Consider the following 15,993-nt stretch of genomic DNA (forward strand, 5'->3'; position numbering starts at 1 on the left):
AGGCGCGTTTGGAACTGAATAAGCGTTTCTGAGCCTGAAAAAAACTGACCCCGTCTACAGGGGAGCAGGTGGGGTCAGAAAGCGACTCAACGCTATTTGGCGCAGTGCGGTGAGTCGAGTTAAAGGGTTTAATGTGTTTTTATGATGTTCTTGTTTCGATAGTCTTCAATCAGCCCTTGTAGAGTGATGAATTGATCGGATTGCAGTAAGTACAAGTACAAATGTGGGCCAATCAGCCCCGGTAAAAAGCTACGCGGAGCAGCAGATAACGTTTCCGGCATACCCACGCTCTCTGCAATGGTGGTGGTGTCCTCTCGCTGTTGTCCTTTTTGTACGCTAGTCACAGATGCTGCGGTTGCTGCTGATGTGAGTAACAATCCTGCTAATAAGCTTATCGTTACTAAGAAGCTTCGCTCCCTCATGTTGTTAAACGTCCTGTTTAGCTTAATGATGGAGAGGACTGTAGTGAATAGGGTTGCTTTTGTAACGAGAAAAATTGTAAAAAAATGTAACACATGAATTTAATGGTTGGCATGATTCGCCATGAACTGCTGAATAGCACGTTCAATGTATTGGAATTCTGCGACTAAATCTTGAGAGAATGCGGGGTGTTGTAAGGTCTGTATCGGCTTTTGAATGATGGTGTCTAGCTGTTCTATTAACCTAGCAGAGCTATACAAATGAGCAGTAGCTTTAAAGCGGTGGGCGGTAGCCGCAGCGCTATCCCAATCGTGTTGTTGCAGGTGGGTGAGCAAATCTTGCTTGCATTGGTGAATTTGCGGTTGGGCAAACGCGAGAAAACGCTGTGCGCTCTCTTGTCCCAGCATGGCGACTAAGGTGTTGAATACAGTGGCTGTGGTCATGAGTCGAGGGTTAAACGATACCCTTTGCGCCAGACGGTGCACAGGTAGCGGGGTGTAGTGGCATTGTCATCAAGCTTTTTGCGTAAGCGATTGATGGTCATGTCGATGCTGCGGTTCATCGGTTGGTAGTCATTACCATACAGGGCGAGTGAAATAGCATCGCGTGTCAAAATTTGTCCGGGATTCTGACAAAAAAATTGCAGTAGACCGCTTTCTTGTGTGGTGAGTTTGATCGTGGTGTTATCGCGTTCAAGGTGTTCATGCACGGGGTCAAAGAAGCTGCTGCCAATTTTGTGGATGACACGACCATTAGCAAGGGGTCTGTCACGCATAATATTGCGGATACGGATCAGCAGCTCTTTGGGATGAAAGGGCTTGGTGAGGTAATCATCAGCGCCAAATTCTAGACCTTGTAGGCGTTCTTGTGCGGATTTTTTTGCAGATAATAGCATCACGGGAATGTGTTCGTGATATTTTTTCAACCATCTCAACCAATGTAACCCATCCTTACCCGGCATCATTATGTCGAGTAGAATAAAATCAGGTTGTTGATGCTGGAGAAATTCGCTTATTTCTTCTCCACATTGGAGCGCATCGATGTGGTAATCATGTTGACACAGGTACTCTTCCAGCAACTTGTGCAGGAGAATATCGTCGTCAACCAGTAAGATCTGACGCGCCGGTGCATCGCTCGCATTTGATGAAATGAGGTTCATTTTCTCGAAAATTAATATCTTGGACACGGATGTGTAGGCATTTTAGTAGTATAAACTCCAAAAGTCTAAAAATATCATTGATATTGTTTGAGGCGAGTTTCGATGGTGTCGCCATCTTCTTTGTGGCGCACTTGGACAATGGCGTAATTTAGTTTGGGGGCTAGCCATAAGATCGTTTGACGCTCACCGTCGGTATGCACGACCTCCACTTTTTCGCAGTCGTATTCTCCAGCGGGGACACTGATGGTTTCCTTGCCCACGTTACGAAGGCGATAGTCTTGCAGCTTGCCCCGACTCACAATGTGGTAATTGAGGGGCTTGCCTGCGGCGAGTGCATCCATTAGGTACAGTTCCAGCGTTGCCATATCCAGCGTACCGTCGGGCACGGTGAGTTGATAGGCAGTGCCGTTAAATGTACCGCTGGTTTGCGTGGGTGTGACGAAGCTAAATTCGTCTTTTTTATCTTTTTTCTTGTTTTTGTGATGATGCATGTATTGTGCAGGAATGAGTTCCTCGCCGTTTTTCTTGCCTGTACTGCGTTCGGTGAGGGTATCACCGCTGAGTAGTGCGGCTAAACCGTTAGCCTCGGTACGCTTTTGATAGGTATAAGTATTGCCGTTATAGCGCAGGCTAGTGGTCATTACCCCCATCTCAAGTCCTTTGGCGGTGACGGTATAACTCGCTTGAAAAGCATCGGGTGCTGCGACTGCCAGTGAAGTGAACAAAGTTAAGCCTGCGGCTATGATGAAACGTTGCATTAGTATCAATCCTTCTGGTTAAACGCTATTGACCCAATTAGACTACAGTAAGCCATGTTGGTTCTGAAACGCTATACTACAAAGATGGCGCGAAATATTAGAGAATAGCGACTGTGAAACCTCGAAAATCAGGGAGACCCCTTCTGTGAGTGATAACATTATTAAACTTTCCGATGCTACCTTTGAGCAGGAAGTGCTGAAATCCACTGTACCCGTGCTGGTTGACTATTGGGCAGAGTGGTGTGGACCGTGCAAAATGATTGCACCATTGCTGGAAGAAATTGCCGGTGAGTTTGCTGGCAAACTGAAAGTGGCCAAGCTGAACATTGACGACAACAAAGAAGTACCACCACGTTATGGCATTCGGGGGATTCCTACTCTGATGTTGTTCAAAAATGGTGCTGTGGAAGCGACCAAAGTGGGCGCTTTATCCAAGTCGCAATTGACAGCGTTCTTGAACCAGAACCTCTAAAACAGTGGGGGCAGCCCCCTGTGGTTGCCCTTTTTCAGAGGCGATGGGTTATTTTGCTGGACTCTATCAAACTAGCGTGCTAGTTTTAATGTACTTGAATCTGCATCCAGATTCATTCCTGAAAATCCTGTCTCGTTTTCTTAATCACACGATTCTCACACGAGCTGTAATAGGCGATAATATTATTGCGTCCTAGCTGTAGGGCAATCAGCTTCCTTTCCGATTGAGAACGATGCGACGAGCCGGTGCTTCCTGATTATTGACACCTAATTTCCCATCAATTCATCATCTATGAACCTGTCTGAACTCAAAAAGAAATCTGCCGCCGAAGTCTTCGAAATGGCGCAAGCCATGGGTATCGAGAGCATCTCGCGTACTCGCAAACAAGACATCATCTTCGCCTTGCTGAAAGCCAATGCTGCCAATAACGTCGACATCCACGGGGATGGCGTGTTGGAAATCCTGCAAGACGGCTTCGGCTTTTTGCGTTCCGATGATTCCAGCTACTTAGCGGGCGCAGATGACATCTATGTGTCACCCAGCCAAATCCGCCGCTTTGGGCTGCGTACTGGCGATACCGTTTCCGGTAAAATTCGTCCACCCAAGGATAGCGAACGTTATTTCGCGCTGCTGAAAGTTGATACCATCAACTTCGAGCCACCCGAAAGTGCGCGTAACAAGATTGCCTTTGAAAATCTCACCCCGCTGCACGCCGATGAGCGGATGCGTATGGAACGGGGCAACGGTAGCCGTGAAGACATTACTGCCCGCGTTATTGACATCGTAGCGCCGTTTGGTAAAGGGCAACGTGGTTTGATTATCGCGCCGCCGAAGGCCGGTAAAACCATCATGCTGCAAAACATTGCGCAGAGCATTGCGTCCAATTACCCCGACAGCTACCTGATCGTCTTACTGATTGACGAACGTCCAGAAGAAGTCACAGAAATGTCGCGAATGGTGCAAGGTGAAGTGGTTTCCTCTACCTTCGACGAACCGGCGGCTCGCCATGTGCAAGTGGCTGAAATGGTCATCGAAAAAGCCAAGCGTTTGGTGGAGCACAAGCGTGACGTGGTGATTCTACTGGATTCCATTACGCGTCTGGCGCGTGCCTACAATACCGTTGTGCCGTCGTCTGGCAAGGTATTGACGGGTGGTGTGGATGCTAACGCCTTGCATCGCCCCAAACGTTTCTTTGGTGCGGCGCGTAATATCGAAGAAGGTGGTAGCTTAACCATCATCGCGACCGCGTTGATTGATACCGGTTCTAAAATGGACGAGGTTATCTACGAAGAATTCAAGGGAACGGGTAATATGGAAATCCATTTGGATCGCCGTATTTCCGAGAAGCGCGTTTTCCCAGCCATCAATATCAACCGTTCCGGCACACGTCGCGAAGAGTTGTTGACCACGCAAGACGAACTGCAAACCTTGTGGGTATTGCGTAAATTCTTGCATGGTATGGATGATCTGGAAGCAATGGAATTACTGTTCGACAAGCTGTCGAAGACCAAGACGAATAGTGAGTTCTTTGACGTGATGCGTCGCGGGTAAAATAGTAGTGTGGGTGGCGTGTACGCGCCACCCACACTACAAATCGTCTAACGACAGATTTTCTTCCCGCAGATATTGTTCGAGCCGCCGTTGGTCGATGATCACATTCAGGCTGAAATTCCCCTCATCCGTAATGCTTTCTTGCTGAATCGCTTTGTCGGCATACAGTTTGGCACGGAAACGGGCATGTTGGGGTTTGAGCGTCAATGTGCCTCGGAACATGTGTCCGGCAAAGTAATCCCCCAAATATTCCAGCAATGCATCCAGCCCTAGATTGTTTTGGGCGGAAACGTAAATGCGTGTGGGGGTTGTGCCGGTGCCTTCCTCAATGTGCGGGGTTAATCCGCCGAGGTCGATTTTGTTCATGACTTCGATTTGCGGTACTTTTTCTGCGCCGATTTCGGCAATAACGTTATTGACCTGTTCACGGAACAAGGTGAGTTGTTCGTCGTGACTGTCGATGACGTGCAGCAACAGGTCAGCGTCAATGGTTTCTTGCAAGGTGGAGCGGAACGCTGCGACCAAATCGTGCGGCAGATGGCGGATGAAGCCGACCGTATCCGCCAGAATGATTTCTTGTTGGTTGGGCAGTTGGACTTGTCGCAAAGTGGGGTCGAGCGTTGCGAACAACTGATCGGCAACGTAGACACCTGCTTGCGTCAGGGCATTGAATAGGGTGGACTTGCCAGCATTGGTATAGCCAACCAAGGAAACGGTGGGGATTTCAGCCTTTTTACGCGACTGTCGCCCTTGTTCACGCTGGTTTTGGACTTTTTCCAAACGCTTGTCGATCTGCTTGATGCGTTCGGCAATCAAACGGCGGTCGGTTTCTAATTGGGTTTCACCGGGGCCGCGCATCCCGATACCGCCTTTTTGGCGTTCGAGGTGCGTCCAGCCGCGCACGAGGCGGGTGGAAAGGTGCTTTAACTGGGCGAGTTCAACCTGAAGTTTGCCTTCATGGCTGCGGGCGCGTTGCGCAAAAATATCCAGAATCAAACCGGTGCGGTCGATAACACGGCATTGCAGCAGTTTTTCGAGATTACGTTCTTGCGCGGGGGACAGCGAGTGATCGAAAATGACGAGATTGGCATCTCGTAATTCGCGCAACTGGCGGATTTCTTCGGCTTTACCCGTACCCACAAAGTAGCGGGGGTCGGGGCGTTGACGCGAACCACTGATAAAGCCGACCACTCGTGCGCCAGCCGAATCAGCAAGTTCGATGAATTCCTTTTCGTCCTTAACAGACTTTGCCGTATTGAAACTAATTTGAACAAGGACAGCATTTTCACCGCCACCGGGGCGTTCAAACAGTTCCAATCGGCAATCTTCCTATGTTGGGGAGGCGTGGCTTATTCTTCGGGAGCCAGTGCCAATTTAATCGGGCGAGCTGGCACGATCGTGGAAATAGCGTGCTTGTAAACCAGTTGGCTGACGGTATTACCCAGCAGTACAACGAATTGGTCAAATGACTCGACATGCCCCTGTAATTTGATGCCGTTGACCAAATAGATGGAGACTGGAATCCGTTCCTTTCTCAGAGCATTAAGGAAGGGTTCTTGTAATGTGTGCCCTTTCGACATGAGCTTCTCCTAAAAATATTTTTGGGTTTGTGGTTGTTATGGTCTCACACCTAAAGCTAGGGGGGTGGTCGTGAGCCAGTCGCTTGTTTCCTTCGACGCGTAAAAGCTTATCAGTTCTATCGTCTCGCAAGAATGCCTGTTTGTCGGACGTATCCGTTCATCCGCCAATAAACGTTGAAACGTTGCTGATCACCGATGAAAGGTTGAGTGCTTGGGGGTTATACAAGGACACATCCTTTTCGGAACGCAACCACGTCATTTGACGTTTAGCAAGCTGTCGTGTCGCGACAATAGCACGATCGCGCATTTGATTGTAGTCTATTTCATTAATTAAATAATCCCAAATTTGTCGATAACCCACTGCACGTATTGCGGGGAGGTGAGTATCCAAGTCACCGCGCACTAACAGTTTCTGCACTTCGTCGACAACGCCTTGTTGTAACATTTGCTCAAAGCGTTGTGCAAGACGCTCGTGTAACCACGCCCGGTTTTCGGGTATCAAGGCAATTTTAAATAGCTGATACGGGCAGGCATCATGCCATGCCGCTTGTTGCAGTGTGGTGAGGGGCGTGCCAGTTAGCTCAAAAACTTCGAGAGCACGTTGCAGGCGTTGTGGGTCGTTGGGGTGGATGCGTTGCGCAGCAACAGGGTCAATCGCGGCTAAACGGTCGTGCAAAGCTTGCCAGCCGTGGGTGGCGGCTTCGGCTTCTAAGCGTGCACGAATCGCAGGGTTGGCTTCGGGCAGGTCGGATAAGCCGTATTCGAGCGCGCGGAAATACAACATTGTACCGCCCACCAATAGCGGGATTTTGCCTTGCGCAGTGATGTCTTGCATTTCACGCAGGGCATCGCTACGAAATTCAGCAGCAGAGTAGGGCTGCGCGGGGTCAAGAAAGTCGATCAAGCGGTGTGGAGCTTGCGCTAAGGTGGCAGCATCGGGTTTGGCACTGCCGATGTCCATACCCTTGTAGACCAGCGCAGAATCGACGCTGATGATTTCCACCGGAAAGTGTTTGTGCAATTCGATGGCTAGATCAGTCTTGCCTGTGCCAGTCGGCCCCATGATGCAAATGGCTTTAGGTAACATCAGCGACCTCGCAGGAACAGTTTGTCGATGTGCTCCAACGACATTTGCGTCCACGTCGGGCGACCGTGGTTGCATTGCCCGCTGCGCTCGGTGCGTTCCATGTCACGAAGGAGGGCATTCATTTCGGTGATGCTAAGTTTGCGATTGGCGCGTACCGAGCCGTGGCACGCCATTGTTGCCAGAATGTCGTTCATGGCGTTCTGGATGCGGCTGCTTTCACCGTGAGTGATCAAATCGGCGAGGACATCGCGTACCAGTGCTTCGGTGTCGCCGTCTTTGAGAAGACTTGGCACAGCGCGGATGGTGAGCTTTTCCAACCCCAACCGATCCAGCTCAAAGCCGAGGGCGTGGAAGGTGTCAGCGTGTTGTTCGGCGTGATCCGCTTCTTTTTTGCTAACGTTGACACTGGTGGGGACGAGCAACGGCTGTGAACGCAGTGCGTCTTGCGCCATGCTTTGCTTGAGGTATTCGTAGGTAATGCGTTCGTGGGCGGCGTGCATATCGACCACCACCAAGCCGCTGGCGTTTTGCGCGAGGATGTAAATGCCGTGCAGTTGTGCGATGGCGAAGCCGAGCGGCGGCATGTCATCAGTATCTGGCGGTAGCGGTAGGTCGGGCTTCAGCCCGACAATATCATGTTTATCCACGTTTTCTAATGGCACAACCGGCTGGTACAACTGCTGATAAGCCGCCATCTGTTCGCGCACGGGCATCTGCAAACGCTGCTGATACTGCGGTTGATAAACCGGACGATAAGGTTGCGCTACTGGTTCTGACTTTTCTTGCTCCTCTCGCCCCTTGAGGGCGAGGGATTGGGGGTGAGGGGTAACGTTGCTAGGCGGCAACTGCGTAGGCGCACCTGCCTCATCCCCCGGTCGAATATCCGCCAATGCCTGATGCAAGGTGCGAAACAAAAAATCATGTACCAGCCGTCCTTCCCGAAAGCGCACTTCTTGCTTGGTCGGGTGCGCATTCACATCCACCAATTGCGGGTTCAGTTCCAGAAACAGCACAAACGCTGGATGCCGCCCGTGGTACATCACATCCTGATACGCTTGCTTGACCGCATGGCTAATCAGCTTATCGCGGATATTGCGGCTGTTGACATAAAAATATTGCAAATCCGCTTGCGAGCGTGAAAACGTTGGCAAGCCTACCCAACCCCACAGGCGCAAACCTGCTGCTTCGTAATCCAGATACAAACTTTGTTCGACAAAAGCACTGCCACAGATTTCAGCCACACGCCGTTCGGCACTGGCACGGTCATCCGTAGAGCGCAAGCGCAAGGTATTTTTTTGGTTATGATTCAGCTCAAAACCCACATCGAAACGGCTGAGCGCGAGCCGCCGTACAATATCTTCGATATGTCCGAATTCAGTTTTTTCGGTTTTAAGGAATTTGCGGCGGGCGGGGGTATTAAAAAATAGGTCGACGACATCCACCGTCGTGCCGGTTGCGTGGGCAACGGGAGTGGGTGCGTCGAAGACTTCTTGTCCATCGCCAAACAGTGTCCAGCCTTGGCTGGCATCGGTATGGCGGGAGCTGAGAATGAGGCGCGACACCGAGGCGATACTGGGCAAGGCTTCACCGCGAAAACCGAGGCTACGCACTTGTTCCAGATCGTCTAAGCTGGCAATTTTACTGGTGGCGTGACGACTGAGCGCAAGCGCCAATTCGTCTTGCGGAATGCCGCTGCCATTGTCGCGGATGCGGATGCGTTTACCGCCACCTTGTTCGATATCGATGTCGATGCGCGTTGAACCCGCATCGAGTGCATTTTCCAGCAACTCCTTCACCACGGACGCGGGGCGTTCCACCACCTCGCCAGCGGCGATTTGGTTGATGAGGTGGTTAGGAAGCTGGCGAATGGGCATCGAGCGCGTTAGCCTCCTACGCTTGGTGCAGGTGCAACGGGCGCTGCTGGCACGGGCGGTGCCACGACGGCTGGTGCAACAGGTGCGGGAACAACGACAACGGGCGCAGGTGTTGCAACGGGCGCTGCTGGCGCGGGTGGTACAACGACGGCTGGTGCAGCAGGTGCAGGAACAACGGGTGCTGGGACAGCAGGTACAACTGGCGCTGCGACAGGTGCAGGTGTTGCAACGGCGGCGGGAGCGGCGATTGCTGCTGGTTGTGCGACTGTTTGATCTAAGGCTTGCAAGTCTTTAGAGCGATCCGCATTGACACCGTATTGCGTTAGAATTTCAGGTTGGCGTTCGATGGCTTCTTTGCGGTCAATCACCAGTTGGTAATCGTCAGCCGCTTGCAAAGTCACGAAGTCACTCACGGATGCTTGTACTTTGTTGTAGAAGTCGCGGAAGTCACGCACAGTTTCGCCGTTCACCTTTTCGATCAGCAAATCGTTGTCATGATGGTAATCCTTGTTGATGTCCGCAGGCAGTACCTTGGTCATAATTACTGCTTCGCTGCGTTTTTCATCGGGTGACTCGTAAGTCAGAGCGCCAATGCGGGCTGGCGTGCCTTCCATGCTGTCAATCACGTCTTGATTCAAGGGCATGAACACTAAACCACCAAAAATGAAGTAGGTAGGTTGCTTGTCGTATTGGTTGGGTTTAACCAGCAAGTATTCTTTGCCCGGTTTATCCAAGCGCAATGCCACTTCTTGCGCTTGACCGCTACGGATGATCTTGAATTTGATGTCTTGGCCAATCTGGTGCATGTCAATGTAATGGGTGTGGTCGATGAATTCGCCGGGGCGGAATTCGACCGTGCCATTGTTTTCGATTTTATGACCGTCAATTTGTGTCACAATGTCACCGATTTGAATTTTATTGTCCGCCGGTGAATTCTTATAAATTTTGTGTACCAATATGCCGGTATGATCTTCGCCCAAGCCGTATTTGCGGCGCATCGCAGGGTTTTCCATGGATTGTGTCAGGAAACCGTGGAAGCCGTAGCCATCCACTTTGTGGTCTTTTATATCATCCAGAACGTGGCGAATAATGGGGGTAGGGATCATGTAACCGATGTTTTCGGTCAAGAAACCGGATTGCATAGCAACGCCGACCACTTTGCCATCGGAAATGACAGGGCCGCCGCTGTTGCCGAAGTTAATGGCAGCATCCACTTGCGCTGCCATCAGGTTTTCGCCAGTGTGTACGTAATTTTGCTTTTCGATGCGTGAGACTACGCCGCGTGTGACGCTTAAGGTATTGCCGCCAATCGGGAAGCCGTACACCTCAACCGATTGCTGCATTTTAGGCAGATCACCCAGTTCCAGTGGCGTTACGTCTTTATAAGCATTGGCATCTTTGGTGCGCAGCAAGGCAAGGTCAGATTCGTGGGAGATGTAAACCACTTCCGCTTCATAACGCTTGGTTTCGCTGTGACGCTGAATTTCGAGGAAGGTGGCATCTGACGCAACGTGGGCATTGGTCAAAATCAGGTTGCCCGCAATGATCAGGCCGGACCCTGAACCTTTTTGGGAATCAGAGTTCCAAGGTGACAGGGTTTCGTAAGTGTGCTGCACGATGTGGACTTTAACGACCGCATCTTTGATTTTTTCACGGGGGTCAGAGCCATCAGCGGCGGTTATTTCCGGTAAGATGTCGGTCGCTAAGCTGGTGGCAACAGGTGGTGCGGTGGGTTCAGTGGTCGCTTCATTCGGCGCGGTTGCATTCGGTGCAGTCGACGGATTGGCAGGTTGTACCTGTGGGGTTACGGGTGGGTTGATGCTGATTTCAGCCAATAAGTTAGGCGAGCTGGCAAGGCCAAGGCACAAGAGTGTGCTGGTAATAATCGTTGTTTGGCGCATTTTTAAGTCCCGTTATATAGAATAATCACAGCCCTGAGGGGTCGGTATAAATAATTAAAGGACTATAGCGTATCCGTTGGTTGAGTGAAAACACTTTAATCTGACGGTAATCTATCGGTTTTTAAGGTAAAACTTGGTATTCTTCGGCACTTATGGCATGGCATACGCCTCAAGAAGACAATAGGATCGAATGATGACGGACTACAAGCACACCCTCAACCTGCCGAACACGCTGTTTCCGATGCGCGGCGACTTGGCAAAACGTGAGCCGGGGATGCTGGCAGACTGGGAAAATTGCCAGCTTTACCAGCAATTGCGTGCTAAAGCGCAAGGTCGCCCCAAATTCATTCTGCACGATGGCCCGCCGTATGCGAACGGCACGATTCATATCGGTCATGCCGTTAATAAAATCCTCAAAGACATTATTGTGAAGAGCAAAACCCTTGACGGGTTTGATGCACCTTATGTACCGGGTTGGGACTGCCACGGCTTGCCGATTGAGTTAAAAGTCGAAGAAAAACTTGGTAAGGCGGGCGATAAAGTCGATGCGTTTGTGTTCCGTAAGGCGTGCCGCGAATACGCGGCGGAACAAATCGATTTACAGCGCAAAGATTTCAAACGTCTGGGCGTACTGGGTGATTGGGAAAACCCGTATTTGACGATGGATTTCCAAACCGAAGCCGACATTGTGCGTGCTTTGGGACGCATTGCTGCCAACGGACATTTGCACAAAGGTGCAAAGCCGGTGCATTGGTGTACCGATTGCGGCTCGGCGTTGGCGGAAGCGGAAGTGGAATACGCCGACAAAACGTCGTTCTCGATTGATGTGCGCTTTACCGTGGTGGATGAGGCAGACGTGCTGAAGCGTGTGCCAGACGCGGCGGGGCAGGGCGATTTGTCGGTGGTGATTTGGACGACCACGCCGTGGACATTGCCTGCTAACCAAGCGGTGGCGTTGAACCCTGAATTGGAATACGTGGTGCTGCAAACCGTTACCGAGCGTTTGATTGTTGCGGAAGCCTTGTTGGAAGCCGTACTGCAACGTGCAGAGATCAGCGAACACACGATTCTGGCGCGTTGCACAGGCGACACGTTGGAAGGCTTGTTGCTGCAACACCCGTTTTACGCACGGCAAGTCCCCGTGATTCTGGGTGATCACGTCACTACCGAAGCAGGTACAGGTGCGGTGCATACCGCGCCCGGTCACGGTCAGGAAGACTTTGTGGTGGGTTTGAAATACGGCTTGCCGGTGGATAACCCTGTGGGTAACGACGGCTGTTTCTTGCCGAATACCGAATTGTTTGCGGGTGAATCGGTTCACAAAGCCAATCCGCACGTATTGGAAGTGTTGACCGAGCGCGGCACGTTGTTGAAAGCGGATAAATTGCGCCATAGCTATCCGCATTGCTGGCGGCACAAAACCCCGCTGATTTTCCGTGCAACCCCGCAATGGTTTATCAGCCTTGAGCAAAATGGGTTGCGCACCCAAGCAATGGCGGCGATTCAGAGTGTGAAGTGGATTCCCGATTGGGGCAAGGCGCGGATTGAGGGCATGGTGCAAAACCGCCCCGATTGGTGTATTTCACGCCAGCGTACTTGGGGCGTGCCGATTGCGCTGTTTATCCACAAGGAAACTGGCGCATTGCACCCGCAAACGCCTGCCTTAATTGAAGCGGTGGCACAGCGGATTGAGCAACACGGTATTGATGCGTGGTTCAGCCTGACGGCAGAAGAATTGTTGGGTTCGGATGCGCCGCATTACGATAAAGTTGGCGATACGTTGGATGTGTGGTTCGATTCTGGTGTTACCCATGCGTCGGTGCTGGAACGCCGTGCCGATCTGCAATTCCCAGCGGATGTGTATTTGGAAGGCTCTGATCAGCATCGTGGTTGGTTTCAGTCATCCTTGCTGACGGCAATCGGAACACGCGGCACTGCACCTTACCGCACCGTATTGACCCACGGTTTCGTGGTGGATGGTAAGGGCGAGAAAATGTCCAAATCCAAGGGCAATATCGTCGTGCCGCAAAAGGTAACGGATTCTTTGGGCGCGGACATTCTGCGTTTGTGGGTCGCCTCGACCGATTACAGCCGCGAAATGTCGGTTTCCGATGAAATCCTCAAACGCACGGCGGATGCGTATCGGCGTATCCGTAATACCGCGCGTTTCTTGCTGGCAAACTTGAACGACTTTAATCCGGCAACCGATCTTGTGCCCGCAGCCGAGATGCTGCCGTTGGATCGTTGGGCGGTGGATCAAGCGGCGCAAGTACAAGAAAAAGTGCTGGCGGCTTACGACAATTTCCACTTCCACTTGATTGCGCAGGAAGTGTTGAATTTCTGCACCGTCGAGCTGGGCAGTTTGTTCCTTGATATTACCAAAGACCGCCAGTACACCATGCAGGCGGGTAGCCTTGGGCGGCGTTCGGCGCAAACAGCGGCGTGGCATATTTTGAATGCGTTGGTGCGTTGGTTGTATCCGGTGTTGAGTTTTACCGCTGAGGAAATCTGGCAGAGTATGCCGGGTGAAAAAGCCGAAGATTTCGTGCTGTTTACGCAATGGTATGACGGTCTGTTCCGCTTGGATGACACGGATAAGCTGTCCGCGAATGAGTGGAGCTATGTGTTTGTGTTGCGCGAACTCATTAGCAAGCAGTTGGAAGCCGTGCGGGTTGCCGGAAAAATTGGTGCAAGTTTGGATGCGGAAGTCAGTATTTATTACCGTAAATTGGCTAGCGAAGCAGGCACGGATTCGCTGCTGAAACTGGGCGAAGAATTGCGCTTTGTGCTGATTACGTCAGGCGTTCACCTGTACGATCTCGCGGTTGCCCCAGCGGATGCGGTGGAGGTCTTAGAGCATGTCCGCGTGCGCGTCAGCCGTTCGGAACACGCAAAATGTACGCGCTGCTGGCATCACCGCGCCGACGTGGGTAGCCATGCGGAACACCCTGAATTGTGTGGGCGTTGTATCGACAATATCGACGGTGCAGGCGAGGTGCGCAACTATGCGTAGTTTTCGTTCGCTTTCGGCGGATACTGGGATGCTGGGTTGGTTGTGGGTGTCAGCAGTGGTGATTTTCCTTGATCAGTTGACCAAGTGGATGGCGGAATCCAGTTTGGTCGATCCCGGTAATACCTTTCGGGTGCTTCCCCATTTGGATTTTACCTTGAGCTATAATCCCGGCGCGGCGTTTAGCTTTTTGGGAAGTCAAGATGGGTGGCAACGTTGGTTTTTTGCGACGTTGGCTGTGATTGTGTGCGTGTTTATTGTGAATTGGCTGCGTCGCTTAAAGAAGCGTCAAGTCTGGGCGGCAGTTGGCTTGGCATTGGTGCTGGGCGGGGCGATTGGTAATCTGATTGATCGCTTGCTGTACGGCAAAGTCATCGATTTTATTGCGGTCTATTTCGATATTCCGTTTGTGATGGAAAACTACCATTTTGCCATTTTTAATGTCGCAGATATGGCGATTACGGGCGGGGCAATCTTGCTGGTATTTTTGAGCCTGTTTGCGGCGGATGAGATTGAGTAAGAATATTAAGAGGGCGCACACATAGATGCGCCCCTGCGGTGTCAGGCGATGAGTTCGCGGGCAATAATGACTTGCTGTTTCACTTGGGCGGGGGCTGTGCCACCTAGGTGGTTACGCGCAGCCACCGAACCTTCCAACGTCAACACGGCAAACACGTCGTCGGTGATGGTGTTGGAAAATGCTTGCAGTTCTTCCAGACGCATTTCGCTTAAATCACGCTCCGTTTCGACACCCAACGCGACGGCTTTGCCGACGACTTCGTGGGCATCGCGGAACGGTAAGCCTTTGCGCACCAGATAATCCGCTAAATCGGTGGCGGTGGAGAAGCCTTGCATCGCTGCTTTGCGCATTTTTTCTGGCTTGGGTTGGACGTGCGGCATCATGTCAGCAAAAGCACGTAAGCTACCGAACAAGGTATCCACGGTGTCAAACAGCGGTTCTTTGTCTTCCTGATTGTCTTTGTTGTACGCCAATGGTTGACCTTTCATTAGGGTCAACAGGGCAAACAAATGTCCGAAGACGCGTCCACTTTTGCCACGCACTAATTCTGGTACGTCAGGATTTTTCTTCTGCGGCATGATGGAAGAGCCGGTGCAAAAGCGATCCGGTAGGCGGATAAAGTCAAATTGCGCAGATGTCCACAGCACCAATTCTTCGGAGAAGCGTGATAAGTGCATCATGATCAGGGCAGCGGTAGAGGTGAATTCAATCGCGAAATCACGGTCGCTGACAGCATCCAAGGAATTACGGGCAGGGTAGTCAAAGCCGAGTAATTCGGCGGTGTAAATACGGTCGATGGGGTAGGTTGTGCCTGCTAACGCGGCCGCACCTAATGGCATGACATTGATGCGTTTACGGCAATCTTGTAGGCGTTCGAAGTCACGTTGCAGCATTTCAAACCATGCCAGCATATGATGCCCGAACGTGATGGGTTGAGCGACTTGCAGGTGGGTGAAACCGGGGAGGATGGTGTCCGCTTCGCGTTCCGCCACTTCAACTAAGGCGCGTTGCAGGCGGCGCAATTCGTGGCTGATGCCGTCTACTTGATCACGTAACCACAGGCGCACGTCGGTTGCTACTTGGTCATTACGGGAACGTCCGGTGTGAAGTTTTTTGCCAGCAATGCCAATGCGGTCAGTGAGGCGGGCTTCGATGTTCATGTGAACGTCTTCCAGCGAAATTTTCCATTCCAATTCGCCTTTTTCGATGGACAGCTCGATTTCGTCGAGTCCACTCAGGATTTGTTCAACTTCAGTAGTGTTTAATAAGCCCGTCTTACCCAACATGCGAGCATGGGCACGCGAGCCTTGGATGTCGTGCCGATACAGGCGCTTATCGAAGGTGATGGATGCGGTGAATTCTTCAACGAAGGCGTCGGTGGACTCGCTGAAACGTCCGCCCCAAGGTTTATCCTTGGCGCTATCTGGTTGCTGTTGGCTCATGGGTTAATGTTGAATTTTCATCAGGTTGCTAAAAAAAGTTGCCAAACATTATCACATTGTGGAAGAATGAAAAACGCAATTCTTAATGTGGTATTTGTGCAACGTTGGTTGCCAGTAGTATACAAGGAAATGCTCAACCTGCTACGGTGGGTCAAGGAATTATAAAAAATATAAACAATATAACTGGATCAGAATACAACGTTGCAACAGCCTAGTTGT

14 protein-coding genes are annotated in these 15,993 nt (G+C 51.3%); 4 read left to right on the forward strand and 10 right to left on the reverse strand.

All coding sequences use genetic code 11. The features are described 5' to 3' along the window. Positions 1-128: 128 nt before the first annotated feature. The 4 genes from J1836_RS08955 to J1836_RS08970 form a co-directional block, all read right to left on the reverse strand. Positions 129-422 (reverse strand): hypothetical protein, encoded by a 294-nt coding sequence (locus J1836_RS08955; RefSeq protein WP_207250786.1) that lies wholly within the window; start codon positions 420-422, stop codon positions 129-131. Between the two features lie 99 nt (positions 423-521). Further along, positions 522-863: a hypothetical protein gene (locus J1836_RS08960; RefSeq protein ID WP_207250787.1), complete on the reverse strand. Its 342-nt coding sequence runs from the start codon at positions 861-863 to the stop codon at positions 522-524. Further along, positions 860-1,606 carry a response regulator transcription factor gene (locus J1836_RS08965; protein ID WP_207250788.1) on the reverse strand — a complete coding sequence of 249 codons (747 nt, stop codon included), beginning with the start codon at positions 1,604-1,606 and terminating at the stop codon, positions 860-862. Before J1836_RS08965 ends, J1836_RS08960 begins: the two co-directional genes overlap by 4 nt. Positions 1,607-1,653: 47 nt before the next feature. Continuing rightward, positions 1,654-2,337, reverse strand: coding sequence for a DUF3108 domain-containing protein (locus J1836_RS08970; RefSeq protein WP_207250789.1), 684 nt, complete (start codon positions 2,335-2,337; stop codon positions 1,654-1,656). Between the two features lie 145 nt (positions 2,338-2,482). Between J1836_RS08970 and trxA the strand changes: the two genes are divergently transcribed. Both trxA and rho read left to right on the forward strand, forming a co-directional pair. Next, positions 2,483-2,809: a thioredoxin TrxA gene (trxA, locus tag J1836_RS08975; protein WP_207250790.1), complete on the forward strand. Its 327-nt coding sequence runs from the start codon at positions 2,483-2,485 to the stop codon at positions 2,807-2,809. A 291-nt stretch (positions 2,810-3,100) separates the two neighbouring features. After that, entirely contained in the window at positions 3,101-4,360 is a 1,260-nt protein-coding gene (gene rho, locus J1836_RS08980; protein WP_207250791.1) for a transcription termination factor Rho, read from the forward strand. A gap of 36 nt (positions 4,361-4,396) precedes the next feature. On the opposite strand, the gene hflX is transcribed toward rho, so the two are convergent. From hflX to J1836_RS09005, 5 genes are all read right to left on the reverse strand, one after another. Then, on the reverse strand, positions 4,397-5,677 hold the full coding sequence (gene hflX, locus J1836_RS08985; RefSeq protein WP_207250792.1) for a ribosome rescue GTPase HflX: 1,281 nt from the start codon (positions 5,675-5,677) through the stop codon (positions 4,397-4,399). Positions 5,678-5,709: 32 nt separating this feature from the next. Then, positions 5,710-5,940 carry an RNA chaperone Hfq gene (gene hfq, locus J1836_RS08990; RefSeq protein WP_028490436.1) on the reverse strand — a complete coding sequence of 77 codons (231 nt, stop codon included), beginning with the start codon at positions 5,938-5,940 and terminating at the stop codon, positions 5,710-5,712. Between the two features lie 157 nt (positions 5,941-6,097). Continuing rightward, positions 6,098-7,027 carry a tRNA (adenosine(37)-N6)-dimethylallyltransferase MiaA gene (gene miaA / locus J1836_RS08995; RefSeq protein WP_207250793.1) on the reverse strand — a complete coding sequence of 310 codons (930 nt, stop codon included), beginning with the start codon at positions 7,025-7,027 and terminating at the stop codon, positions 6,098-6,100. Further along, on the reverse strand, positions 7,027-8,901 hold the full coding sequence (mutL, locus tag J1836_RS09000) for a DNA mismatch repair endonuclease MutL (protein ID WP_207250794.1): 1,875 nt from the start codon (positions 8,899-8,901) through the stop codon (positions 7,027-7,029). Before mutL ends, miaA begins: the two co-directional genes overlap by 1 nt. A gap of 8 nt (positions 8,902-8,909) precedes the next feature. After that, the gene (locus J1836_RS09005; protein ID WP_207250795.1) at positions 8,910-10,802 is read right to left on the reverse strand and encodes a S1C family serine protease; all 1,893 of its coding nucleotides are present in this window, start codon (positions 10,800-10,802) and stop codon (positions 8,910-8,912) included. 193 nt (positions 10,803-10,995) lie between these two features. On the opposite strand from J1836_RS09005, the gene ileS reads away from it, so the two are divergent. Both ileS and lspA read left to right on the forward strand, forming a co-directional pair. Then, the gene (gene ileS / locus J1836_RS09010) at positions 10,996-13,815 is read left to right on the forward strand and encodes an isoleucine--tRNA ligase (protein ID WP_207251508.1); all 2,820 of its coding nucleotides are present in this window, start codon (positions 10,996-10,998) and stop codon (positions 13,813-13,815) included. Further along, positions 13,808-14,332 carry a signal peptidase II gene (gene lspA, locus J1836_RS09015; protein ID WP_207250796.1) on the forward strand — a complete coding sequence of 175 codons (525 nt, stop codon included), beginning with the start codon at positions 13,808-13,810 and terminating at the stop codon, positions 14,330-14,332. The genes ileS and lspA overlap by 8 nt, the downstream gene beginning before the upstream one ends. 41 nt (positions 14,333-14,373) lie before the next feature. On the opposite strand, the gene argH is transcribed toward lspA, so the two are convergent. Further along, entirely contained in the window at positions 14,374-15,774 is a 1,401-nt protein-coding gene (gene argH, locus J1836_RS09020; RefSeq protein ID WP_207250797.1) for an argininosuccinate lyase, read from the reverse strand. Between the last annotated feature and the right edge of the window lie 219 nt (positions 15,775-15,993).

The organism is Thiothrix fructosivorans (genome assembly GCF_017349355.1).
Lineage (GTDB): Bacteria > Pseudomonadota > Gammaproteobacteria > Thiotrichales > Thiotrichaceae > Thiothrix > Thiothrix fructosivorans.